Annotated in this window: 17 protein-coding genes, 1 tRNA gene and 1 pseudogene; 6 read left to right on the forward strand and 13 right to left on the reverse strand. The window is 37.2% G+C overall.

Annotated elements, in window-relative coordinates:
• Positions 1–134 precede the first annotated feature (134 nt).
• Complete coding sequence (locus ACM46_RS22550; protein ID WP_048508926.1) at positions 135–4,925, reverse strand: translocation/assembly module TamB domain-containing protein; 4,791 nt, start codon at positions 4,923–4,925, stop codon at positions 135–137.
• A gap of 4 nt (positions 4,926–4,929) precedes the next feature.
• Between ACM46_RS22550 and tsaD the strand changes: the two genes are divergently transcribed.
• The 3 genes from tsaD (at position 4,930) to ACM46_RS22565 (ending at position 7,279) form a co-directional block, all read left to right on the forward strand.
• The gene (tsaD, locus tag ACM46_RS22555; protein ID WP_048508927.1) at positions 4,930–5,946 is read left to right on the forward strand and encodes a tRNA (adenosine(37)-N6)-threonylcarbamoyltransferase complex transferase subunit TsaD; all 1,017 of its coding nucleotides are present in this window, start codon (positions 4,930–4,932) and stop codon (positions 5,944–5,946) included.
• Positions 5,943–6,353 carry a hypothetical protein gene (locus ACM46_RS22560; protein WP_048508928.1) on the forward strand — a complete coding sequence of 137 codons (411 nt, stop codon included), beginning with the start codon at positions 5,943–5,945 and terminating at the stop codon, positions 6,351–6,353. The genes tsaD and ACM46_RS22560 overlap by 4 nt, the downstream gene beginning before the upstream one ends.
• A 224-nt stretch (positions 6,354–6,577) precedes the next feature.
• A complete protein-coding gene (locus ACM46_RS22565) occupies positions 6,578–7,279 on the forward strand; it encodes an RsmE family RNA methyltransferase (RefSeq protein ID WP_048508929.1) in 702 nt (233 codons plus the stop codon).
• Between the two features lie 75 nt (positions 7,280–7,354).
• Here ACM46_RS22565 and ACM46_RS22570 read toward each other — a convergent pair whose 3' ends face one another.
• Both ACM46_RS22570 and ACM46_RS22575 read right to left on the reverse strand, forming a co-directional pair.
• Positions 7,355–8,002 (reverse strand): XAC2610-related protein, encoded by a 648-nt coding sequence (locus ACM46_RS22570; protein ID WP_048508930.1) that lies wholly within the window; start codon positions 8,000–8,002, stop codon positions 7,355–7,357.
• Entirely contained in the window at positions 7,999–8,670 is a 672-nt protein-coding gene (locus tag ACM46_RS22575) for a TrmH family RNA methyltransferase (RefSeq protein ID WP_048508931.1), read from the reverse strand. The genes ACM46_RS22570 and ACM46_RS22575 overlap by 4 nt, the downstream gene beginning before the upstream one ends.
• 81 nt (positions 8,671–8,751) lie before the next feature.
• On the opposite strand from ACM46_RS22575, the gene ACM46_RS22580 reads away from it, so the two are divergent.
• The 3 genes from ACM46_RS22580 to ACM46_RS22590 all read left to right on the forward strand — a co-directional run bounded on the left by ACM46_RS22580 (position 8,752) and on the right by ACM46_RS22590 (position 11,213).
• Positions 8,752–9,768, forward strand: a complete 1,017-nt coding sequence (locus tag ACM46_RS22580; protein ID WP_048508932.1) for an asparaginase — start codon at positions 8,752–8,754, stop codon at positions 9,766–9,768.
• Positions 9,769–9,824: 56 nt separating this feature from the next.
• Positions 9,825–9,911 (forward strand) — tRNA-Ser (locus tag ACM46_RS22585).
• A 513-nt stretch (positions 9,912–10,424) separates the two neighbouring features.
• Positions 10,425–11,213: a DUF2490 domain-containing protein gene (locus ACM46_RS22590; RefSeq protein WP_048508933.1), complete on the forward strand. Its 789-nt coding sequence runs from the start codon at positions 10,425–10,427 to the stop codon at positions 11,211–11,213.
• Between the two features lie 171 nt (positions 11,214–11,384).
• On the opposite strand, the gene ACM46_RS22595 is transcribed toward ACM46_RS22590, so the two are convergent.
• From ACM46_RS22595 to ACM46_RS22650, 10 genes and pseudogenes are all read right to left on the reverse strand, one after another.
• On the reverse strand, positions 11,385–12,086 hold the full coding sequence (locus tag ACM46_RS22595; RefSeq protein ID WP_048508934.1) for a hypothetical protein: 702 nt from the start codon (positions 12,084–12,086) through the stop codon (positions 11,385–11,387).
• Positions 12,087–12,428: 342 nt separating this feature from the next.
• On the reverse strand, positions 12,429–13,961 hold the full coding sequence (locus tag ACM46_RS22600) for a M20/M25/M40 family metallo-hydrolase (protein WP_048508935.1): 1,533 nt from the start codon (positions 13,959–13,961) through the stop codon (positions 12,429–12,431).
• Between the two features lie 102 nt (positions 13,962–14,063).
• Complete coding sequence (locus ACM46_RS23220) at positions 14,064–14,636, reverse strand: hypothetical protein (RefSeq protein ID WP_131707649.1); 573 nt, start codon at positions 14,634–14,636, stop codon at positions 14,064–14,066.
• 118 nt (positions 14,637–14,754) lie between these two features.
• The gene (locus ACM46_RS22615; protein WP_048508938.1) at positions 14,755–15,186 is read right to left on the reverse strand and encodes a hypothetical protein; all 432 of its coding nucleotides are present in this window, start codon (positions 15,184–15,186) and stop codon (positions 14,755–14,757) included.
• Between the two features lie 683 nt (positions 15,187–15,869).
• Positions 15,870–16,175, reverse strand: a pseudogene (locus ACM46_RS23905) (hypothetical protein); the annotation flags it as partial.
• A gap of 100 nt (positions 16,176–16,275) precedes the next feature.
• On the reverse strand, positions 16,276–16,599 hold the full coding sequence (locus ACM46_RS22625; protein ID WP_048508940.1) for a hypothetical protein: 324 nt from the start codon (positions 16,597–16,599) through the stop codon (positions 16,276–16,278).
• A gap of 888 nt (positions 16,600–17,487) precedes the next feature.
• Entirely contained in the window at positions 17,488–21,090 is a 3,603-nt protein-coding gene (locus ACM46_RS22635) for a DUF6443 domain-containing protein (protein WP_053082737.1), read from the reverse strand.
• A gap of 9 nt (positions 21,091–21,099) precedes the next feature.
• Positions 21,100–21,951 (reverse strand): hypothetical protein, encoded by an 852-nt coding sequence (locus ACM46_RS23770; RefSeq protein ID WP_053082738.1) that lies wholly within the window; start codon positions 21,949–21,951, stop codon positions 21,100–21,102.
• 11 nt (positions 21,952–21,962) lie between these two features.
• Positions 21,963–25,265 (reverse strand): hypothetical protein, encoded by a 3,303-nt coding sequence (locus ACM46_RS22645; protein WP_048508942.1) that lies wholly within the window; start codon positions 25,263–25,265, stop codon positions 21,963–21,965.
• 5 nt (positions 25,266–25,270) lie between these two features.
• Positions 25,271–25,720: T9SS type A sorting domain-containing protein (locus ACM46_RS22650; protein ID WP_131707650.1), on the reverse strand; the 450-nt coding region annotated here is incomplete at its 5' end.

The raw sequence follows: 25,720 nt of genomic DNA on the forward strand, positions 1-25,720 counted from the left end.
ATTAGTTAAATTACAATTTTCTTAAAAAATCCATGTATTTTTTGCAAATTTATAAAAAATTATTTAACTAAAAAAATTATATCAAACATTAACAATAATTAACACAGATGATAAAAATCATTAAAATATTCAGATTATTTAGCATTCGATTTTATAGAATCTGTTTTTATTTGAGTTTTAGGTTCCTCTGGTTTTTTATCTTTTTTCTTCTTTTTAAATAGAGAATTGAAGCTTTTACTCCACACAACTCCCCCACCATACGCCTGATTTGCAGAACCATTCGTACTTACCATACCTATATTGGTAGGCTTGGAATACCCTCTCAGAACGAGACTTCCATCATTCTTTTTAGAAATATCGTATTCAATAGATCCTTCTCCGGAGAGATAATTGGCCTGTGTACCTTCGGTTTTATTCAAAGGAATTCCCAGTCCGGTCTTTATATTTATTCTTGGTGAAACCGCTACACTTACTCCCGCGTTGGCCCTGTCTCCAGTGTTAGAATTCTGATCCCCTTTCACATAATTCAGGTCAATCTGAAATTCGTTACTCATGGTATTAAGAACAGATCCCAACTGTTTCAGAAGCATATTATATCCGGAAGATTCGGCGACTCCGGCAACATCGAAATCTACGCCTCCACTGTTGGAAACGTTAAAGGTGCTCAACAACAGTATGGAACCGAACTGAAGTACTTTTTCACCCTCCTGGCTCATTTTGGCTGCCAGGGTTTCTTTTACCTGGCTGGATACATCAAGAGCGGTCACATTCAGGTCTATTTTCGGATTGATCAAGGATTGGGTGATATTCGCCTGCAGCAATACACTGATGGGCTGTAGTTTCCCCATACTCAGATATTCGCCTGCATTAGAAACCATTCTTACATAATTGGCTGTAATATCCAGTGCCGGCTTCATAGCATCACCATCCCATCTTATGCTGCTGTTTTTCTCAATCTGGAAGGTTTTATTAAGAATCGCTTTCGAAACAAAAGTTCCGTTATCTACCTTATATGTTCCATTCATGGCAATAGCTCCCTGTCTGCTCATCTGGAATCTTAATCGGTCTGCCGTTCCTTTTACCGTAATATTTCCTACATCATCTCCTACCAGTACATTTACGGTAGTTCCTTTATCTACATCAAGACTGAAGTCGATATTCATATTCGCTCCCGTCTTTTTCTTTTCTTCCAAAGTAATCAGTCCGTCTTTTCCTTCTTTCAGGAACCTCAGCATTTTAAACTCTTCTACATTGGAGGTGGAACTGGAATTGAAGGTAAATGTACTTCCGCTCAATGCTTTCATATTCGGGGTGGAAATACTCAGTCCGGAAACAGGTCCGTCCACATAGAGATCTCCCTGCCCGTATACCCTTCCCCAGAAAAGGTCATAATCCTTCTGTGTGGTATTCAGCATCAGAAGATTATCTGCTCTCATAACCAGGTTGACCCCCATTGAAGAAATGGTTTCAAACTGTATCGCCCCGGAAATAGCTCCTTTGGAATTCGATCTTCCGTCATGAACTTCAATATTGTTAAGAATCGCCAGACCTTTTGAAAGCGGAATCACCGTATCATCAAATGAATAATCTACTCCGGTGAAGAGAAGCTTCAATCCAAAACCTTTCAATGCAATATCACCACTGTAGTCAAGATTGCTTAATTTCCCGTTAATTTTTAAATCTCCAGTTGCTTTTCCTCTGATATTTCCAAAAATAGTCTGAACAAACTGCTGGGTAAAGGCCAGATCAAAATCACGCATTTCTGCTGTGAGATCTATCGTTGGAGAAGCCGTATTATTGTTTACGGTACCTGTTACATGCAGGTTATTGTTTCCGAGAACTCCGGCAGATGCTACTTTCACATCTACATCATAAACATTCAGAGAGAACCCGTTTGTCGCGGAAATGGTAAGGTCACCCATCTCATTGCCATTCATCACAATATTGTCTACGGTAAGGTCTACAAGAGGCTGCAGCGTACTTTTATCCATCTTGATCTTCACACTTCCGTTGGCCAGCCCTTTGATACCCATAGGATTTCCTCCGGACTGCATTTCAAGAAGCTTCTCGATGGCAAATTCTTCAATATCTGCATCTATATAAAAGTCTTTGGCTGATTTAAACTGCGCTTCCTTAATAAACAGCGCACTTTTATCCGAAAATACCCGAAGGTTCCTGATATCAAAATCTCCTGCGCTTTTCCTATAGGTAATCGAATGATCCAGCTCAGGACTTGTATCTATGGCCCAGGTTACATCATTGAACTTAACTTCCGTAGGTTCAAATTTAAAAACATAATCTCCTGCTGCGTTGGTAGACTGATCTACATTAATGGCATAGGCTTTAAGGTTGTCATCCAGCTCGTCTTCCGGGCTTCCATGCTTGAATGTGGTAGCCAGGTGAAGCGCTGTATTGTTTTCGTTTTTTCCTTTAAGCTCAAAATCTTTAATGACATTTTTATTATACACCAGCTTGCTGACCCTTGCATACAGCTGCTGATCAAGATTCGCCGTATTAATTCTCACCATGACACTGTCAATCATGGCACTGTCCCTAGAGATATTCTTTCTGTCATTAATTTTATATTCAGGATTTGCTGATGCCAGTGCTTTGTCTGCATCCGAAATCTCTTCCTCTTTCGTCATGATGTATTTCAGTGCCGCGGCGTCCAGATTCAGAACCAGATCATTTGAATCTCCGTTGTATTCCCCTTCTACCACAGCACCCTGAGGAAGTTTAAGATCAGGAAGAAAATAATTCACAACGCCCTGCTGAACATCGAAATTCATTTTAAAATTCTGCCCTCTGTACATTTTTCTCGGCGGCGGGCCTACCAATATTCTTCCTATCCCGTTTTCTACCATTCCGGCCAGGTCGGCAAGATTGTATTTTCCGGAAATTTTTCCACTGGCTGCTCCTGGCGCGTCCACATCAATTACACGTCCGCCAGCTTCTATAAAGGTTTTTATTTTCGCCTTAGGAATATTATATTTCTGAGTGGCTGTAGCAAAATTAAGATCGCTGGCATCTACATCCAGAGTCAGATCATTAATAGAAGACATGGACATTTTACCTTCCACCTGACCGCTTACAATCTGACTGCCGGGCTTATTTGTAAAATAATTCATATTCAGATGGTTCACATCTGCATTTACATTCATAACAATCCTTGAGGTACTGAAATCAATGAGTCCCTTTATGGTCGCTTTTGCCTGTTCATCATTCACCGTGATCAGACCGTTGTATTTTTTATGATCCAGTAATCCGTCCAGATACAGATTACTGATCTCTTTATCCATGATTTCAATGCTGGTGATCTGCGATTTAGTAGTAAGACGCATGGTATTCACATCAAAGCTCTGCCCGTTAAGATCAAATTTCCCGGAAATAAGACCTACCGATTTATTCTTGGTAATAATAGAAGTATTCAGATCTTTTACTTCCAGATTTCCTGAATACTTAGGCATTGCCGTACTGTATCCGGTAAGGGAAAGATTGGAGATTTTGGCCTGCCCTATTCCCGTCATCAGATTTCCATTCGCTACATATACCTGATTAGGATCTACTTTTGCAGTTCCGTTATATTTCAGTTTTCCAAAATCATCTGCAAAATTCTTCATCTTTTTGGAAATAAATGAAGGCATCATTGCTTTCAGATCCTTGTAAGTAAAATCTGTAGAAAGATCATTGGTTTCAATAGAGAAATTACCTTTAAGCAATCGGTCTACCTTCATTGTTTTGGTCGCAATATTCACATCCGGATTGCGGATCAGGAAGTTTTCCAGGTGAAATTTATTCAGAGGCCCGGTCATTTTTCCCGCCAGATTGAAGGGTTTAAAATTGTCCCAGTTGGTTACAAAATAACTGATATCATATCCGCTCAGCTGGCTTCCCTGCTTGATTTCCATATCCCAACGCACGCGGTCTGCAAACTCTGACCAGGAACCATCATGAAGGTTGAATTTAATATTTCCCTGTAGTAAAGAATGATCTGTATTCAGGGTAAGATCTTTTAATGAAAGGAATTCGTTCGTTAAAGAAAGTTCCGTAGAAAAAGTGTCTACCAAATGAGATTTGCCCCATCTGGAAGTGACGAAGGACATATTATTGATCATAGCCGAAATATTCGGTCCATTGATTTTTACATTCGGCGCCTTTAAATTAAATTGGGTAGCCGTAAGCCACTTTCCCGGCTCTCCCGGAGAATTCTGACTGGTGATGGATACTTTAGAATCTATAATCTGAACCCGCGAATTCAGCTGGAAAGGAGGTTTTTTAGGATCTCTCTTTTTTCCGCTGTCGAAAAGCTGGGTAAACCTGATAAAGTTGGAAATACTGTCGCCTTTGTATGTGATTACTTTTACATCCGCATTCACAAGGGTAAGGGAATTAAAGCTTAATGAATTGCTGTTCCCCGAAATGGCATTATATGCAAGTGACATCCAGTCTGAATTAGCCCGGAACTCTCTCGCTTTGATGAATTCGAGACCTTTATAATCCTTGATCTTGAGTCCTTTTATCGTTACATCCCCAAAATAATCTACCTCTACACTCTCGGTAGTCATGTCGGCTTTAAAGTCTTTATTAACGATCTGAAGTGCCTGATCTGCCGCCCATTGTTTGGTTGCCGGAAGATTGATGGCCGTAAGTATACCTCCAATCAGAATAACTCCCAACCAGAAAAGAATCAGGAGAAGCTTTGCCCACCAGGAATAGCTGGTCACATCTTTCACGGCCTGTTTTCCAAATTCTTCAGCTGTTTCCACGGGATGATGGATAGCATCCGAAGCCAGTTCGGAAGCTTCCTTAACCGTTTCTTTTACAGCCCCTTCTACATTCTCAACAGTCTTTTGTACCTGATCACTTAGGTTCTCAGCTACTGATTTTTTATTCTCATTCTCGTTATTATTCTCTAACTTTGCCATTATTATGAGCGACTCTATAATTTTAGGTATTGAATCGTCCTGCGACGACACCTCAGCAGCTATCATCAAGGGGAACTGTATTCTGTCGAACATTGCTGCGAACCAAGCCATCCATAAGGAATATGGAGGTGTAGTTCCGGAACTCGCATCACGAGCACATCAGCAAAATATAATCCCCGTTGTTGAAAAATCTTTTACTAAAGCAAATATACAACAAAATGCTATTTCAGCTATAGGATTTACACGCGGCCCCGGACTTTTAGGGTCACTTCTTGTAGGAACATCATTTGCTAAATCCTTGGCAATGAGCTTAAATGTTCCGTTAATAGAAGTAAACCACCTCCAGGCCCACATTTTAGCCCATTTTATTGAAGATGCAAATCCTATGCCGCCTCAATTCCCTTTTCTGTGTCTTACGGTAAGCGGAGGCCATACCATGATTGTATTGGTAAAGGATTATTTTGATATGGAAATTATCGGAAAAACAATTGATGATGCCGCAGGTGAAGCTTTCGACAAAATCGGAAAAATTTTCGATCTTGATTACCCGGCAGGACCTATCATAGACCGACTGGCCAAGGAAGGAAATCCTGATGCTTTTACGTTCAACAAACCAAAAATGGAGAATTATGATTATTCATTCAGCGGTATCAAAACATCCGTTCTCTATTTTATCCAGAAAGAAGTCAAAAAAAATCCGGATTTCATCAAAGAAAATCTCAACGATCTCTGCGCTTCCGTTCAAAGAACAATCATTGAAATTCTGATGAATAAGCTTGAAAAAGCAGCCAAAGAACTCAATATAAAAGAAGTGGCCATCGCCGGTGGAGTTTCCGCCAATTCTGCCTTGAGAAAAGTAATGCAGGATAACCACGAAAAACTAGGCTGGAATATCTACATCCCCAAATTTGAGTATACCACAGACAACGCAGCGATGATTGCCATGGTTGCCCAACTGAAATATGAACGCGGAGAATTTACGGATCTGAGGACTTCTGCAACAGCAAAATATGATTTATGAAAATACTTTTAGAAGAAAAAGTACTTGGAACGCAGTCTAAAAAAAATTCAAAATATTATTGGGTTTTAGAAACTGTTATAGGAAAAAATGAAGTGACAGAAGGATCTGAAGATGAAGATTTTTTAATGATATGTTCAGAAATTGGATATGTTCAAAATATAAAGGAAGAGATCATAGAGAAAATCAATTCAGAAAATGTATTTAGTTTTACTTACGAGCCCAAAGAAGGAGATTATTTATCCATCAAAAATAATTTAAGAAAAAACGAATACTTAAATTTAATCTTTATGAACAATAAATGGCTTGAAGAAATTTATGCATGTTCCTATAGAGACTGTGAAGGTGATATTTATACCACAATAAAAACGGGTGTAGCATTTTTAAGCGATAATGAAATTTTCTTTTAATCATCAACGTGAGTTTAGGATGATGTAAGGAAGTCAGAAGCTCGAAGAGGGAAGTTATTGAAGTCCAAGAGATAGAATATAGGCGTTTTTATTCATATTTTTAAAACAGCTTCAATCCATTAAAAGGAATTTTTAAATGTTTCCCGTGCAGTAGTAACTTCCAGCTTCCATCCTCCAGCTTCCTATCTTTTAATACCATTCAGGCGCATTCAAAATATCAATATATGAAACTTTTTTTTGGCGAAATCCATAACGGAAAAGCAATAATCAACGACGAAGAGCAGCAGCACATTGTGAAAGTTCTCCGGATGAAAGAAGGTGAAGATATTCACGTAACAGACGGAAAGGGAAATATTGCTTCCGGAAAATTAGTGATTGAAGGAAAAAAAGCCAGCCTCGATGTTTCGGAAATTAAAACAGATACTCCGGATTTTAGCCCTCAACTTCATATTGCCATTGCTCCGACAAAAAATATTGACCGCATTGAGTTTTTTGTGGAAAAAGCAGTGGAAATGGGAATTTCGGAAATCAGTATTATCATTACTGAGAAAACGGAACGTAAAAACATTAATATTGATAAGATTCGAAAACAGGCTATTGCCGCTTCCAAGCAGAGTTTAAGGTTTCATTTCCCTGTTATTCATGATGCCATAAAACTTACAGATTTCTTAAAAGGCATTGATACTGAACATACTTTTGTGGCCCACTGCCATGAAAATCTGGAAAGGATTGAGCTTAATCATATTCCCTCTTTGGAACAGATCACTTTTTTAATTGGTCCCGAAGGAGATTTTTCTGAAAAGGAAATTCAGTTTCTATCCGATAGTAATGTAAAAGCTGTTTCATTAGGAAACCAAAGACTGAGAACTGAAACGGCCGGAGTGTTTGTGGCGGCCTGGAATTATTTTAAGATGATGAGAGGCTAGGGATTAGGGATTAGGGATTAGGGATTAGGGATTAGGGATTAGGGATTAGAAGTTAGGAAATGGGGAGAAAACACATTATTCTACAATGATTTTCCCATTCTTTCTGTATATCTGGATTTCCTCACCTTCTTCAACAATATGTGCACTCATCATCAAAAGTTTTCCATTTTTCCATTGATAAGTTTTGCTGTAGGTATTAGCCGGACCAATGTGATAATTTGAAGTAATTTCTCTTCTCCCGGCGTCAATCTTAATATTCTGAATCGTATCCAGGGGTTTGTAATGATCGTATTTTCCTGTTTTTTGATTGTAAAGCCAAAAGCTTGATGAGTAAGAATAATTTCCAGCCCAGTTAATGAGTTCTACATCTTTATACCCATCGAAATTGGCATCTTTATCAGCACTAAAAACTACTTCCCTTTCGTTCAGAACAGACACCGTATCGACAATAATTTTCTGATGAAGTTTGTTTTTATAAAATATGTTGATGGATTTAAAATTGATTGCTCCGTTAGGACTTTCGAGTCCTTTAAGCGTATACAAATATCCATTTTCTTTGAGAGATTGGGAAAAAGGAAGTGATGCTGTATCTTCTTCCTTCTGTGCCTGTATTTCTATGTTTTGTACCACAGTATCTTTATTCTCAATGCTTTTTGTTTCAGCTGCCTCTTTTTTGCTGCAGCTGCTTAAAACTATTAAGATAAAGACTCCTGTTCTGTTCATATTGTAAGGTTATGATCTCTCAAATATTTTTCAAAAATCTGGTGGCCGCTTCTCATTGAATTGACGGCCCATCTGATCTTCATTTTCATTTGCTTTTCTTCACTCAGCTTATAATCGATATCTGATTTCAGAAGTTTCTGTTTGAGTTCATACATACAGATTCCCGCTGCCACAGAGACATTATAACTTCTGGTAAGGCCGTACATTGGGATGGCCAGCGTTTCATCCGCAAAATTGAGCACTTCCTCGGATACTCCTTCTTTTTCGGTTCCGAATACAAGAGCAATCGGTTCTGTAATCTTGTAATCCGGAAGCATCACTGCATTTTTTTCCAGCGAAACTGCCAAAATTTTATACCCTCTGTTTTTAATATTCTGCAGTGAAGCTACATTTTTAGGCATTTTCTCTACTTCTACCCATGTTTCTGCTCCTTTTGTGACGGTAAGATTGGGATCGAATACATTCTCCTCCTCCATCGCAACCACTTTATGAAAAGCAGATGCTTCCACCGATCTTATAATGGCTGCCGCATTTCTGAACTGATAGACATCATCCATCACCGGAAGTACAAAATCGGAACTTTCCTGAGAAAAGTGTTCTATTTTTGAGAGTCTTTCGTCTGTTAAAAACTGTTTTAAATATTCAAAAGTTTGCGCTAAATCTTCCATTCATTTTCAAATCTTTGCAAATTAACGTAATTTTGGGCTATGAACCTGAACGAGGCTCAATTTCTTACTAAAAAGTGATTCATGAAGCGAAAAGTCCTGCTCATTTATACCGGAGGAACCATCGGTATGGAAAAAGATTATGAAACCGGAAGTCTCCGTGCATTTGATTTCGGAAATATTTTCGAAAAGATGCCCGAGATGAAACTCATGGAATGTGAAGTATTCGTACATCCTTTCGCAAAACCTCTGGATTCTTCGGACATGGGACCTGAAGAATGGAAAGTGATTGCCAACTATATTCTCAAAAATTACGAGCTGTATGACGGCTTTCTGGTTCTTCACGGAACCGATACTATGTCTTATACGGCTTCTGCTTTAAGCTTCATGCTAAAAGGGCTGAAAAAACCGGTTATCATGACGGGTTCACAGCTTCCGATCGGAGATCTGAGAACCGATGCCAAAGAAAATCTTCTGACGAGCCTTTATTATGCCAGCCTTTATGAAAATGATGAAGCGGTAATTCAGGAAGTCGCAGTTTATTTTGAATATAAACTTTTAAGAGGCAACAGAACTTTAAAATATTCTGCCGAGTATTTCGATGCTTATGCAAGTCCTAACTTCCCTATTCTGGGACAGTCTGGAGTGCATTTAAATATCGTTAAAGACAATCTATACCGCTGCGATCCTGAAGTAGAGTTCCATGTGGACGAACATATTTCTGAAGATGTTCTGTTCTGGAGAATTTTTCCGGGAATGCATCTGAGCCATTTTAAGGAAATCCCTAAAATGAAGGTGCTAATCCTTCAGGTTTTCGGTTCAGGAACGATTTTCAGCAGTGAAAAAACGCAGGAAACGCTTCAGGCCATAAGAAACAACGGAACTGAAATCGTGGTGGTAAGTCAGTGTATTTCAGGGGGTATCTCTTTCGGGAAGTATGAAAACAGTAATATCTTTTCAAGGATAGGCGCTATCAGCGGAAAGGATATCACAGCTGAAAGTGCTATCACCAAAGCGATGCACTTGATAGACAATCCGAATTACCCCGGAACATTCGCTGATAACTTCGCCAAAAGCCTTTGTGGAGAAATAACTGACTAATTTTTCAATAATAATTTGCAGATTCCAGAAATTACCCTATTTTTGCAATCTCAAATAGAGAGGTGTCCGAGTGGTTGAAGGAGCTACCCTGGAAAGGTAGTATACGGGTAACTGTATCGAGGGTTCGAATCCCTTCCTCTCTGCAGAATGTAAAAGTCTTAAACTTAATTGTTTAAGGCTTTTTTGTTTTTCGTAAAAACTGATTATTTGTAAAATTTGTGGAACAGATAATTTTTTTTAACGCAAATAAAATTACTATACTATCTATAAAAGGGAAGCAAACGTGGAATCAATTTCATTGATTTTGATGAAGATTGGATCTATTTTTATTCTAAAAAAAATTTCACGCGGATTACGGAGATGATACAGATTTTTACTTTTATTAATCAGGTCTATCTGTATCATCTGCGGGAGTTATTAATTTTTGTTGAATCCACAAATTTTGCGCCTAGTACTTTCTGTTCCTAAAATATTCCTAAATCAAGTATTTAATTTGTCCTGTTTATCAACAGTATTAAAATCATTTACACAATTATTTCATGAAGAAAGGAGCTGCATTCGTTAGGATCAATTATCGTTTTCCAGTATCACTTAGGGTTCAATTTAATCTTATTGTTAAACATATACTCAGGATACCATTCAAAAGATTTTACAGGATGCACGGGACAGGAAAAATGGTTATCGGAATATCTTTATTGGGTTTATACAGTTCATTATACGCACAGATCAGCCCACCCGGTCTGGGAGAGGCCAATACCGCTTCCTGGCTGGCCTTTGGAGTTAAAAGAAAGCTGGATTCTTTAGGAAAGAAACAGACATTAAGCTATATTGCTTTGGGGCGTAAAAGCAGCCCTGATGATTATAATTTAGTATCGAAACAAGCCATTATCGTATTAAATCACGAGATGTACCATTCTTTTGCTCCTAATCAGCAGTATAGCTATGCGGTCAGTTACCGCCGGCAACCCAAATATGAAAGTTCCGCCCCTTATGAAAAAGAAGCTATAGAGCAAGAAGTTAGGGTTTATGGAAGATATGCCTATACTTTTGCGCTTGGGAAAAGGTGGAAACTGAAAAATACAATCCGTCAGGAATTCCGGAAGTTTTTTGATTCCGATTTCCATCAGACGGAAGAAAATTTTCAGTTGAGAACGAGAATAAAAAGTCAACTCACTTATAATGTATCTCCGAAAAACAATCATAAGCTGGCTTTAAGTGCTGAAAGCTTATTTTCAACAAGCTATCTACATGATTCGGAACAGAAATGGACTCCTTTTGGCTATAAGGAGGTGCGTATTGCTGCTTATTATATGTTCAGTATCCCTCACTCCCCTTTTACAGTGGATATCGGATATGTGGATGATCTGATCAGAGGCAGTAAGAGTATAAGGAAAGGCGGTGTTCATTATCTGGCGGCGGACCTGATTTGGAATTTACCACTCTAGTAATGAGTAATGAAAAATAATGAATGATAAATGATAAATGATGAGTGATGAGTGAAGAATAGATAGTGGGTGAAATTAAACAAAATCCCGGCGTTTCTGCCAGGATTTGTCTGGAAGACCCGTCACGGTATTCCGTTAATATAATTTAGATATGAATGTTGGTGCAAAGTTTTAATTGCAGATGGTGAGAAACTGATGACTCATCTGTACTCTGAATTTGGCTTCCGATTTTAATTTAGCATAAACAGTGTGTTCAAAAGCCTGTACGGATTTCAGCTTTATATCAATATATTCTGCAATCTGTGCTACTGAAAAGATAAAGTCTCTGTATGCCGAAATATTCACAGTCTGCCCGTAATGAGGCAAGTAAGCTTTCAAAAACGGAACGACAGCCTGATGTTTGGTATAGTTAACGCAGTATCCGGTACCTTGTCTTGAAGTGATGATTTCAAAGTCGTTGATATAATCCAGAATTGTTTTGTTACGATCCGGAGAACCTGCATTTTTTAAAAGATGCCTGTTGATTTTATCCAGAATATGCTGGGCGTATTCCATCATCGTAATGGTTTTCCATTCAAATATGTGGTTCATGCCTTTAACTGTTTTGGGATCTTTGCCATTTTCACAGCTTGTACAGAAAGACAATCCGATTTTTTCATGATAAGGGAAAAAGCAGTCTTTAATTTCTAAAGAAGCATCCGCCATCAGCCTGTCATCGGCAAAACTGTAGTACAGATAAGGGCTGTAAAGATCTGCAAGAGCCTTTAGAAAATCAATTTCGCTGGCGTTGTGGTATTCTTCAAACCATTTTTCAAGGGTATCGTAATAATGGCTTTCAAACTCTTTCAATGTTAAGTAAAACGGCAATTCCATAACTCTGTAATTTTGATATGACAAAGCTATAGCTGTAATGCGTCAAAACTTGACGTGTTATTTTTTTTGTTTTTGTTTTAGATGTGTTTCGGGATACGGGATACGGGTTGGAGGGTTGGGGAGTTTGAGAGTCTGGGGGTTTGAGGGTTTGAGGGTATGGAAGTTGCTGGTTGACGGTTGCTCGTTCAAAACTCGAAACCCGTACCCCGCATCCCCGCAACTAATAACTCTCTGATGACGAAACCAGCAATTATTTATTTTTAAAATTTCACGAATGGTGGCTTCGAGAGCCTCAGCCACCAGCTCTCGTACTCTAAAACTCTCCGACTCTCAAACCCGTACCTATTTATCATAATTCGTCATCATATATTCAAAGTAGTGGATCATTTTCATGTAGTTTTCGATGCTGATGTATTCATTGGTGCTGTGGATGCTTTGTTGTTCCGAGCTGTTGATTTTAATCGGCATGAATCTGTAGATGTTTTTGCTTACGATCTGGTATTTGTAAGCGTCTGTAGCGGCCATCGTAAGGTAGGGTGAAACAATGGCTCCCGGATTGATTTCCTTCACACCTGCTTCTATCAGTTTGTAGGCTTTTGTATTGGTTGGAGAGACTGCAGAAGCTTCTCTTGTATTGTCGATATCTTCAACTTCTACATCGAAACCTTCTGTGGCTTTTGCAATATGGGCACGAACTTCTTTGACTGTATTCCCAGGAAGAAGTCTGAAATTAACGACAAATTCCACTTCGGGAGAAAGTACGTTGGCTCCGTCGCTTCCTTTCATCATGGTAAGGGCGGTTGTTGTCCGTACCAATGCGTTGGTTGTATTATTTTTGGTAAGCTTAGACAGCAGAAGGGGTTTTAAAAGCCATTGGTTGGCAATAGCAAGTCTGTTCGAAAACGGCATCGCTCCTCCGATGTTATCGAAAAATTCTTTGATCAGCGGGGTTATCGTAGGTTTCATCTGATGGTCTTCGAGACGCTGCATAATGACTGCTGCTTTTCCGATGGCACTTTCCATAGGAGGCATCGAGGAATGTCCTCCAAGTCCTTTGACTTTTATTTTTGCTGAAAGAAAACCTTTTTCGGCACAACCTACAACGGCTACATCGGAGTCTATTCCGGCCACATTTCCTTTTTCCATGATCAATCCGCCTTCATCGTATACCGCATCAAAGTGCAATCCTTTTTTTCTGAAATAATCTGCAATCTGGACAGCTCCTTTTTGCCCACCTACTTCCTCATCGAAACCGAAAGCCAGATAAATATCGCGTTTAGGAAGCTTTTTACTTTTAATGATGGTATTCATGGATTCCATAAGGGAGAAAAGCATTCCTTTCATGTCAATGGCTCCTCTTCCGTAAATTCTTCCGTTTGCAACAGCTCCAGAGAAGGGTTCAAAGTCCCAGTCTTCTGCTACTTTGGAAACCGGAGGCAGGGGTTTATCATCAGGTCTGAAAACATTCAGGTCATTATTTTTCACATCGGCATCTCCGGGAGTCACTACATCTATATGGGAAAGGAAAAGAATGGGCTCCAGTGAAGAATCGCTTCCTTTAAGCCGGAAAACCAATGCATGGGTATTCACTTCATTGTTTTCCGTGTTCTGATAGACGAGCGGATAAGAGGCTTTGAGGTATTCTTTAAACTGATCAAACGGAGCATAATTGAATTCTCCGAGGCTTCCTACAGAAACCGTAGGGATTTTGATCCCGCCCGACAGACGCATCACTGCTGAGTCGTTTTTTACGGGTTTCCATCCTTCAGAATTTCCTGCCGTATTCTTTTTAAATGGGTAAGTATACATTTTAATTAAAAGTACAGCAACTAAAATAATCAGAATACCGAGAATGATAAAAAGGAGCTTTTTCATGGTTATGCAATTTTGTGTTGTGAATGCCTAACAAATATAACAAACAAAATGTCTATCATAGTATTAAAAGATCAATATTTCCCCGATATTAGATATACAATATTAATTCAGAATCCAAAGTCTGGGATTGAGTTCAAAAAATAATTTGCTATTCTCCAGTCTGAATTTATCAACGGGCTGTTTTGCGGAATTATTTATAGAAATAAAGCGAATCACTCCTTTTTCCTGCTGTCTGTAGCATTCCATAATAGAATAGCCATTGTATTCATAGGCGTATACAAGACCGTTCTGCATTTCTTTTTCAGGAGTTTTGACGGAGAAATTATCCTTTATTTCTGCTAAAGATTTCCCTTCATAGTAGAATCCCAGCATATTATTAAAAATACTGGATCTGGTATAGGTAAAAAGAACCTGCGATGATGGTTTTATTTTAAGATTCCTAAGAATATGGCTGATATCTTTGTTGGTAAAAAATATAAAGTTTTTATCTACCTTATCAAAGATATAATCTGCATAGAAATTGACATCGAGTGTTTCGTTCTGAAGGATCAGTTTCTTGGTTATATTTTCGGACTCTGGTACCGGTTCGGTGTGGATGGTTTTTATGTAGCTTGTGCAGGAAAATGTGATAAAAAGGAGGGTAATGGTAAAGATGCAGGAGATTGTTTTTATCATGGATTTTGTCTTTTTATGGATGCTTTTTTTGTAGTGAGTTTAAAAAATGCTATAATTTAAAGGTATAAAATTATTAATAGAAATGCCGTAGGAAAGGTTTGTGCGGCAGCGAGGGGTTTTATTTTTTAGAGGAAAATTTCTTTTCTTTTGGAATCCAGCAGGACCATGGCATAACGGAAATAAGTAAAAAAATCATTAAAAGGTATATTCTCCCCTTGTGATTAGGAGTTTTAACAATATATAAAAATAAATCCCTTTTTTTGTTATATTCGACTTTGATTCTGCTTCCTTCAGGGTATTCTGTACATGTATTATGAGCAAGCTTTATCCAATATAATTTTCCTTTATCCTTAACTGTGACCGAAGAAGATAATTTATAAGCATGACAGTTTTGCCTGATCACAATTTTTTCTACGACAACTCCGGTTTCAACAGTTTCTTTATATTCAAAATACAAATAGAAAGCATAAAATAAACCTGCTATTATTAAGACTATAATAAGTATCTGATTTTTTGAATAAAGATTGGTTAAGTTATTTTTTTGGAGCATTCTTTAATAGAAAAATTAAAAGTACATTTTATAAATCATTATTGGCGTAACCGAAGATCTTTTTGGCTAAAATAATAAAACCCCCACGCTACCGCACGAATCCTTTCGCGTGGTTCATACATTCTAAAAAATAAATATACATGACTAGATAGATATGCCAAGCATGAATTTCTTCTCATAAATATATATTTTATTTAAAGATATACAATGTGATAGCATTATTAATAAAACTACCACACGAAAGGATTCGTGCGGTAGCGTGGGGGTTTTATTATTTATTCTAGAATCTTTTGATAACAATTTTCCCCTTCGTGATATCCAAAACAAAGTACAATATTTTTATTCTTTTTTTCAAAAAAAGTTGTGTAAGTCATATCGATATCATTAACATCTTCGGGAAAAGCAATTAAATCTTTATCTAAATTCAAATAAAAATCAGAAAACTTTATTGAAGAACCATCTAATTTATATTTAGAATTGTAATTCAACAATTTCTTCCCTTTTATATTGTAAATTACCCTGTTATAAAACCCATCCTTGCTAATTGTTAGAGTATCATATGTATTCTTGTATGATATGGGTGAATATTTTCCATATATATCTTCATTACTAATATTTTGGCACGAAAATAAAAAAGGTAATAAAATTAAACTTATACTTTTTATCATATTTATTAAATTTAACATCCCACTCTCCTGCAGCTCCTTCCCATTGTATTTATACTTATATGCAGGATTCCCCAACAAAACATTATATCCTTCATGCTTTAATCCAAACGGATAGTAATTATTTTCTTCAATGATCTCAGCTCCTGAACCGTTTTTAAAGTAGCTCAGTCTGGTATTTCCAAGATGATCGGTGTAGTTGTATACATATTTTCCGGTTTCAAAGTTAAAATAGCCTTCTGCGGTGGGTAAGAACTTCAATGTGCTGTTTTCATACTGGAAACAGTCTAAATAATCGGTGGTATCTGTACCGAAGATCTTTTTGGCTAAAATAATAAAACCACTGCAAAAAACAGTGGCTTATTTTTATTGATAGTGCGAATGTCCCAGGCTAAAGTTGAGACGAATTCTATATTATTAACACTTAATTATTTTTACTTAATTTTTTACATTTACAGGGCGGAGGGGCGCCATCAAAATTCTTACTATCAAAATACAAATAATATTTTTTATTCTGACCTTCAATAAAAAGTGTTAGACTGTTTTTTTCTTTAGAAACATGATCCCCTATTTGAATTTTATTTTTCCATTGGTCAAGCATAGGCAGGCAAATTTCACCAAAATTCATATAAGCATTCATATGATTTGTGGTATCTGCAACTTCGCCTAAATATTTATTTTTTCTCATTTCAATAGGAGAAAATTCATTTATAAACGATTCTTTCCCCGATTTGAAAAGATCAGACATATTATTGCTTTTTGAACTAAAATAGATAAACAAAATTATGAATCCGACTAAAGAGATGAAGAATAATATTTTATTATTTTTTAACATTTTAACATTAATTTTTAACAGGTGTGGTTCCAAAAAGTTTCGTTGCTCCGTATTGATATGATAAGCCTAAGCCAATTGGATTAGTACCAATACCAAAAGTTGTATAACCTCTTGCCCCACGTTCCCGCACGAATCCTTTCGCGTGGTAAAAAACTACAAATCATACATTCTAAAAACTAAATGTATATGACTAGACAGATACACCAAGCGTGAATTTCTTCTCATGAATATATATTTTACGTAAAGATATACATATGATAACATTATTAATAAAAATGCCACACGAAAGGATTCGTGCGGCAGCGGGAGGGTAGCTGTACCGAAGATCTTTTTGCTAAAATAATAAAACCACTGCAAAAACAGTGGCTTATTTTTATTGATGGCATGAATGAGGTATTCTCTATAAATCAGGATTCGGCAGCGAGAGGTTATTTTATCAGCTGAAAATTACAGATTTTACACATGAATCTATTTGAACATCAATGAAATATTACAGAAAATAGTACCATAAAGAAAATATACAGAAAATACAAAATAGTACATATCAATGGAATAATAGAAATTATTTTATTATTTAAATTACTTTCTTTGATGCTTTTTTTCAGATTATAGATAAACACTAACATAAACATAAATAAAGTTGGTATAAAATATAAAAAAATTAAACCAACTCTTATTTTCTTATACTTATAAGGATCTATCTGATAAATACAACCAACACTAATAATAAATAATATAAATATTAATAATGTTCTCGTGGGAGTAAAAAAATGAAATACTTTTCTCATAGCTACTTATTACTTAATAGTTACGCCCGTTAAACAAAGCCCTTTCATCTGCATCTGTATCTGCTTGGCCATTATAAATATACTCATAAGCATTGACACCACCTCTAACTTCATGATCAAACAATCCAATAAATTTCGACCATACTCCCCACATAAAATTGCCGGCATCCATTAAACTGTAAATAGTATTTGTACCTTCAAATCTGACATGGTAGGAAGAATCATTTTGATTAACATTACTACCAACATCCAATTTTCTTGATAAATAATGTGCAGAAAAATCTGCTTCCCCTTGGGTAGATTCATAGCCGATCAAACCATAAGCTGCAATTTGAGCACTTGGAGATATAAGAGTATTCCCTACCCTTGCTTGTGTTAACAAACGTATAATAGAGTAATTGCTTCCAACACTATTTATACCATCTCTAACCTCCTTCCTGCTAATTGGATAATAAATCCGATCGCCCATATAATAAGTTTTATTTTGAGCAGATTTATCTACTTTTCTCGGATCGTTAAAAAATAACTGTTTTCCAGCTTCATCAAAAAATCTATTTTCTCCTTGTTTTCTGGTGTAATTTATAACTCTTCCATTTTTTCCCACTGTTATATCATCTTTAAGAGCTTTTGTGCTCATTGAGTTTTGTAATAATCTAAAAGCGGACTGAGCATCTGCTCCTGTATAAGTAGTTCCGCTTGAAGTCTCTTCCACACCTCTTCCGTCTGGATCAATAAAACGGATAGGATTGTTAACAGCGTAGTTATATACAGAATGTCTGCGGTATTTCTCCGCCAACGGATCCACCACACCCCATCTTCCCAAATCCGGCATATAAAACCTCGCCCCATAATCATACATGCCACTCTCCTGAAGCTCCTTCCCATTGTACTTGTACTTATACGCAGGATTTCCCAACAAAACATTATATCCCTCATGCTTCAATCCAAACGGGTAGTAATTATTCTCTTCAATGATCTCTGCTCCTGAACCGTTTTTAAAGTAGCTCAGTCTGGTATTTCCAAGATGATCGGCATAGTTGTATACATATTTTCCAGTTTCAAAATTAAAATAGCCTTCTGCGGTGGGTAAGAACTTTAGGGTGCTGTTTTCATACTGGAAACCGTCTAAATAATCGGTGGTATCTGTACCGAAGATCTTTTTTACTTTTACACCATCTGCTCTGTACGTGTAATCCGTTACTTTAGCATTTTGGGTAATCTTTCCCGGTAAATTTAAATAATTATATTGAATGGAGGAAATACCTTTATCCGGCTGGGTGGTCATATTCCCGTTCACATCATAACTAATGGTACTTCCGGTACTTCCTGATGAAAGCGGATAACCGCTTAAAGCATTACCGGTTCCTACTTCTTTAAGGTAGGCTAACTTATTACTCTGTTCTCCATTTTCATAATGGTATTCGAGATCATCCATGACTTCGGGAGCGGTATAGCCTGGAAGCTGTTTTCCTCTTCTGAGCAGGGATTTGATATTTCCGTTCAAATCATAGGTAAGCTGCTCATGGTATTCTCCGCGGTCTAAATTCATGGCATCCCAGAAACGTCCTTCTTTAAGACGGTTGAGAGCATCATATTCATAGGAATAATTTCTCAGTACGGCATCGTTTTGGGTAATCCACGACATCTGGGAGATGTTTCCATTGTATCTTGCAGAACCGGAGAACTGGCTGTCCGGTTTATTGTACCTAAGTTCGTAAGCAAAGAATTTATTCTGCAGACTGGAAGGATCATTCAATTTGGTAAGCCATCCTCTGATGTTGTAGGCATACTTAACACTCTGTAGGGGACTTCCGGCTGTATTTCCTACATTCTTGGTCTGTATCTGACCTAAATCATTATACAGGTTTTCAGCAAGAAGCTCTTTAGTTCCGCCGTTTACCTCATGCCAGTGCCTTACCAGTCTTTCCTGATGATCATAATCAAATGTTTCTTTAATGTTTATTTTCGTACCGCCTGCCACTCTTTGATGTTCGGTAAGGGTATATTCCGGTACGCCTGAAAATTTCAGGAAGCTTTCGGTTTTGGTATAGCCTCCGAGATGATTCACAGAATAGGTAGATAGGGCTCTTCCTTTTTTATCATAGTAGGTATAGGCTTTCGTCCAGCTGTCATTCTCAATATTTCTTACGTAAGAGGCTGTTGGAAGGCTTTTGGTACTTACTCCGGAGGTCTGGGCAACCTGGGGCAATACTTCCTGACCTAAAATGATTGCGGAGGCTGCGGGTGCACCCTGAGGGTAGGTATCATAATAGCTTACACTAAGAATTTTATCAATGCTTGTTGGATAAGAAACGTTTCCATATTCGGTGTTGATGCCGTTCAGGGTAAAACTTCCGCCTCTGGTTTCGTAGGAGACATTGGCTGCCTGGTTATCAATAAAAGTCTGGATATTCTGTCTTGGAGTTCCATCTCTTGAAATTCCGGTATATACGACTCTTCCAAACTGATCATATTTGGTGAAAGTCCATGACTGATCTGCCGTAAAGTTGGATATTCCATTTTCCAGGGCGGTATCACGGTACAGGACGATCTGATCTTTTTTGTTGTAGACCATCTGTTCTCTTCCTTTTCCGGGAAGTTTCTTTTCTACCAGTCTGTTTCTACCATCATACTTGTATTGATAGCAAAGATGTTGCAAAGCGGAAGCAGAAACGGATGCTGAAGCTGAAGCGAGCGGAGGAATGACAAAGGCCAGCTGATCGTATTCATTATACACATAATAGGTATCTGCATTTTCTGATGCGCTTATGACTTTTCTAACCAACAGAGTTTGTCCTTTACCATTTTTAAACTCTATGGTTTTACCGTTGTCTTCATCGGTAACGGTATTTTTATACAACTGTGCATCTCCGTAAGTTCCGGACATTGTTAATTCGGAAGAAGTAGCTCCATCTACCCAATTGGTGACAGTGGTGTATTTCTTTACTTCACCTGCTGTATTGGTATCATACCCGAAAACAACGGGTTTGTTCTGCCAGTCGGTACCGGGGTTTTTCTGACTCAGAATTCTGTCGAGCGGTGAATTTTCCAGATTTTTATGGGCAAAAGGGTAAGAATCATTAATTCCATTGGCCTGATAATAGGCATTGGTACTTCCTTCGACTCCGGTCTGGATGTTTCCGCTCTGGGATGACATAGGCACGGGAAGCCAGCTGTCTACCTGCCTGCCAAATCCATCATACGGAATATGGGTCACGAGATCTTTCCCGGTAGGGGTAGATTTAATGCTCACGGACTGTTTGGGTCTTCCTAAGCCATCAAAGAACTGAACGCTCTGTATTTGCTGCAGAGATCCGTTTGATACTTCGGTAGGCACCAGATATTGTCTGGTGTAGACGTAGTTTTCAGTATTGGCAATATTGGCTGAATAATCAACAGTAATGGGAGTATAGGTATTCCCGGGATTGCTGGTCGTTCCTCCGATATAGGCCCGAAAGGTCCCGTTTACAGAATTGAATTTAAATCCGGGAAGCATCCGTATGCTTTGGGGATCTGCCACCTCGGTATTGGGAGCGGGAGGAGAAGTCAGCACCACCTGTCCGTAGTGATGAATTCCCCACAGCAATCCTATGCTTACATATATTTTTTTATACATAATTTCAAATTAATGGGTGGTACCGGATTTCATTTTTAAAAACTGTTCTTTCAGCTGCTTAATTTCTGAAACGGCATTCCCTAAATCTGCATTCTCAGTTTCGAGTTTCTGAATTTTTTTCTGCTGATTTTTCAGCTGTCTGTTTTGTTCAATGACATACAGGGTCAGTTCTTCAATCTTCTGTAATAATTTAATCTGAAACTCTCCCACGTTCACCCCTTCTTTTTCCATGACTTTGGCGGAAGCTATTTCGGGTAGGTGTTTCTTCTCTTTAATATGTTGAGCTACTTCTTCCAGCTTGGGAAGATCGTAGTTTTCTTCAAAGACGAAATCGGCTGTTGGCGAAAGGGTTACTTTTAGTTCTTTAGCTTCCAGTTTTCCCTGTAGTAAAGCATTTCCATTCGGAGTAATTTTCATGATTTCTGTCATGGTTACCGGAGAATCCAGAGCGATCATCTGTATTGGTGAACTTAGGAATCTAATCCCTTCATCACTCATGGTCATAGCCACTTTAGAAAAATTCAGGGTTCCATTGGAAGACAGCCAGCTGTTCGCCATATTAGAATCTGCCTTAACTCCAAAACTCATATAAGAGGCTGCCGAGCTCCTTAAAGAACCCCAGTTACTTAAAGATCCATTTTCATACCGTATTGCAAGAGCATTAATTCCCTCGGTGGAACTACCACCACCAACCAGGATATTACCGGAAACATCCAGTTTTTCTCTAGGGGTGGAAGTTCCTATTCCGACATTTGCAGATGCAGGATCCGATGACTGATTAACAACACCGGAAGGAGTATATAATTGTGCTGAAGTAAATTGAGCAGCAAAAAGAGTCGTAATGAATAGTGTTTTTTTCATAATTTGAGTTTTTATTGTTTGTAATTGTATTTGAATTCTTTAAGGATTTTGTATACGGGACTTCCTGAAGCATCTTTATCCAATTGCTTGATTTCCTTCAATCGGTTAGCATTATCGTATACATAAATTTCTCTGATACCAGAAGGTGGAGTAATACTTTTTACACCAATTAACGGATCGTAAGTATAGGTGCTGATTTGATAGGCAGACAATGCGGTATTGTTTCTGAAAGTGTTTAAAGCATCAATCAGGTTTTGCTCTGAAGCATCAGTGCCCTGCTGGGCATCATTAACAGATGCGGTAACTACTGCATCAATCAACGACTGCGGAATGTCTGAAAGTTTAGCACCTTCTATCTTGGCAATAGGCTGGGTTTGATTATAGCCCCAGATAATGGTGGTGGAAACTCCGTTTTTTCCGGTGTACTGCTGGAGATTGCCTTTGGAATCGTATTTATCATAAGTGACTTCGATAGATGGGGATGCCCCTGTCTGAAGATCGTATGAAAGAGCAGATTTTGGAAGAACCAAAGAAAAATTATTATTGGTTATTTCTGCAACCGTTTTAGGATAAATCGTTTCAGTCTTTGACAATATTTTTGTAATACTTCCTTTGGTTTGTGTTGTTGAAGTTTCCAGCGGAATACCTATCATATTCTTATCTATCATGAGCTGGTTGCCTTTTTCATGAGCATATTGATAAGTACTTTCTTGGATGGACTGATCAGGCTGATTTGTTTTTTGGGAAGTCACCTGATAATGGTTGGGGTTGTTATAAAAATATTCAGTCTCTGTTTTTACAGTTTTCCCATTCAAATAATCTATAGTTTCAGATTTATCTATATTGAAGACATCCGTAACAAAAGGGTAAAAGAAATAGCGGTAAAGCTGGTTTTCTATTATATTTGTAGGATTAAGTGCACCCGTCATTTCTCTTGGCTCAAAAACAGCTCCGAAATTTTCAATCCGAATTTTGTTTTTACTTGAATAGCTATTCAGCAATGTACGAACTTTATTATCAAATTTATCATAATCCCTTTTATAAATAAGAAGACCATTTCTCCAACCCAAGACAAAATCCGTTTTATCTCTCAATGTGTTCGTATAATTACTAAGCATATCAAACCTTTCATCAAAAGTATACCCATATTCTGTATTACCTAAATGCAAACTATTCTTATCTGTCCTTTTTTCTACCACATGAGTATAAATTACAGCCGAAGATGACAGATTTGACAGAGGAAAAATGCTATTGCTGGAAATTTTCAATGATTTAGGTAAATAAATATAATAAGGCATTTCAATAAATATTGGATAATTCAGAATTTTACCGCTGGATTCCATTTTATTATCTATGTTCTTTTCCATGTACTCATAAGTACGGGAATATAAATATTCATTATTATTATCATTGAAATTTATTTTTTTTACTCTAAGCCCCCCAATCTCTAGATTTGTATTATCAATATCCTCCATTTCATCCCAATAGGCAGTAATAGTAAATCCTGAAACCTGGCTGTTCCCATTTCCGGTCTTTACTGCCACAATATCATATTCTCCAGTGGGAAGATTTATAGACAGTGTAGATTGTGTTATCGTTGTAAAAGTAGGGTTGCCTACCCCTATAATCTTTATAGTATACATACAGCTGCTATTATTAAGCTGTGTTGTACATCCTTCTACATTGACATTAAAATTGATAAATCCACTTGGATTAGTAATAGACATTCTTGCTCTATATTCAGGTTTATCTATAACCGTTACATTGACAGGACCAAACTCTTTTTCAGCCTCAAGCCAGAAATTCTTGGTCACAGTACTAGAAAATAAGTGATTGGGATAATCTTGGATATTTATTACTCGTCCTATTCTGTTCGACTCATATTCGAAAGTTGTTGAACCTCCTGTAGGATATATTATTTTATTCAAGATACAAGCCTGAGCATGAGAGCTGGAAATACTTCTATCCGCTGAACCTATCTGAGATGCAATATTGAATACCGGATAAAGACTTAGTTTAGGGATAAGTTCACTATTTGATTTTCCATTGAAGAATCCCCAAGCATCCTGAGCATAGCTGAATCTATTAGGCAGGTTGATGGTATTATATTCAAATTTATAATTTCCAGCTTCTCCAACCGCCCCATATAAATATAATCCTTTGAGTTTCAATCGATAATTATCATTTTGTTGGTAATAATAACTATCATATTGATAGCTATTGTTTGACGCAAAATAGTCGTAATCAAAAACTATTTTCTGAATTTGCTTGTCCGATTTTTTTACCAATACTTCTTTAAGGGCTCTACTATTAATAAAATCTTTTCTTTCGTTGATATCATCAATGAAAAGAATTTCTATATTATCTGCTTCTATTTTTTCCAACACCTTTTCAGATATAGATGAAAAAGTATAAGATCTACTTTTATAAGCATTTTGAGCTATAACTGGAACACCTGTTGAAACAGTACTTATGTTTTTAACATATGATTCTGAATTTTTATTATACATTTGATACGTGGGTTTCGTTTTGTATGTAAAATTTATTGTGTTTGATTTTGTATCTTCAATTTTCACCAAGTACCACGCAATAATATGACTATCAATAATATTACTATTCTCAGAAGCACTGTCTTCTAATGTAATAAACTTCGTAAAATTAGATACATCTACCATGTTGTTATTTCCAAAATAATATTTAATCCCATTAATATCCGTGACTATCCATGAGACAATACTACCAGCACTATTATAACTTGGTTCTAATCTAATATTGCTTAAAGGAGCCTGAATAAATTTTTGAGTTTGTTTATTATAATAAAATTTAAAGTTCAATCCGTTTGCATTGACAATATATTCATCAGGTTCAAAATCATAGGTTTCTGATAAATATTTCATATTCAAATCATAATTACTAAAAAGTGTTTTGATATTATCAAAATCCTGGGTATGATACATATATCCACTTCCCTGAAAGTCATCAGGTTTATCCTTTACTGTACGGGTAATTACTCCTGTATTGTTTAAGTTCCATCCTAGTCCTGTTTTACCTGCTATTTCATTAACTCTTATACCTCCTGATTGATATTGCAAACTTATAGGGTATGAAAGTTCGCTACTTACTGCCAAATTATATATAGGAATAGATGTTTCGGGAATTCCTCTGCTTAGGGACATAGGTTGGTCTATGAATTTCCCCATTGAAGCCATTTCTGGTGTTGGAGGAAATACATTCGATCTGTCTGCCTGACCAGATAGCTTAATCATGGTCAGTACAATAGAGATCAATAATAATATTTTTGTTTTGATTTTCATTTGCACTACTTTTTAATCAATTTACCATTCGCCATTTTCCCCGCATCCGTCTTTATCGTCACCAGATAAGCCCCCTGAATTAAATTCTGAGTATTCATCTTAGTCACTTTATTCTTGGTCTTTAAGCTTTGAATCTGTCTTCCACCCATATCGTACAATAAAATATCTGCTTCTTTAAAATCATATCCAATTTCCACATACGCATAATCTGATACCGGATTCGGATAAATTTTGATGTCCTGCCTTTCAATCAGCTTATTAATCTGACTATCTCCAAGTTTCACAATTTTCCAGTTTTCTTTTCCTAGTTCTTCGGCACTGGTTCCGGCTAGAATAATAGAACCGTCTCTGTTTAATTTGATATCTGAAAGCCTTTCCTCTCGTTTTCTGGATTCTCCTTTCACGTGCTTTCTCCATTGCTCATTACCTTCTTCATTTAAGTAAAGCATCCAGAA

The sequence above is a fragment of the Chryseobacterium angstadtii genome, assembly GCF_001045465.1.
Classification (GTDB): Bacteria; Bacteroidota; Bacteroidia; order Flavobacteriales; family Weeksellaceae; genus Chryseobacterium; species Chryseobacterium angstadtii.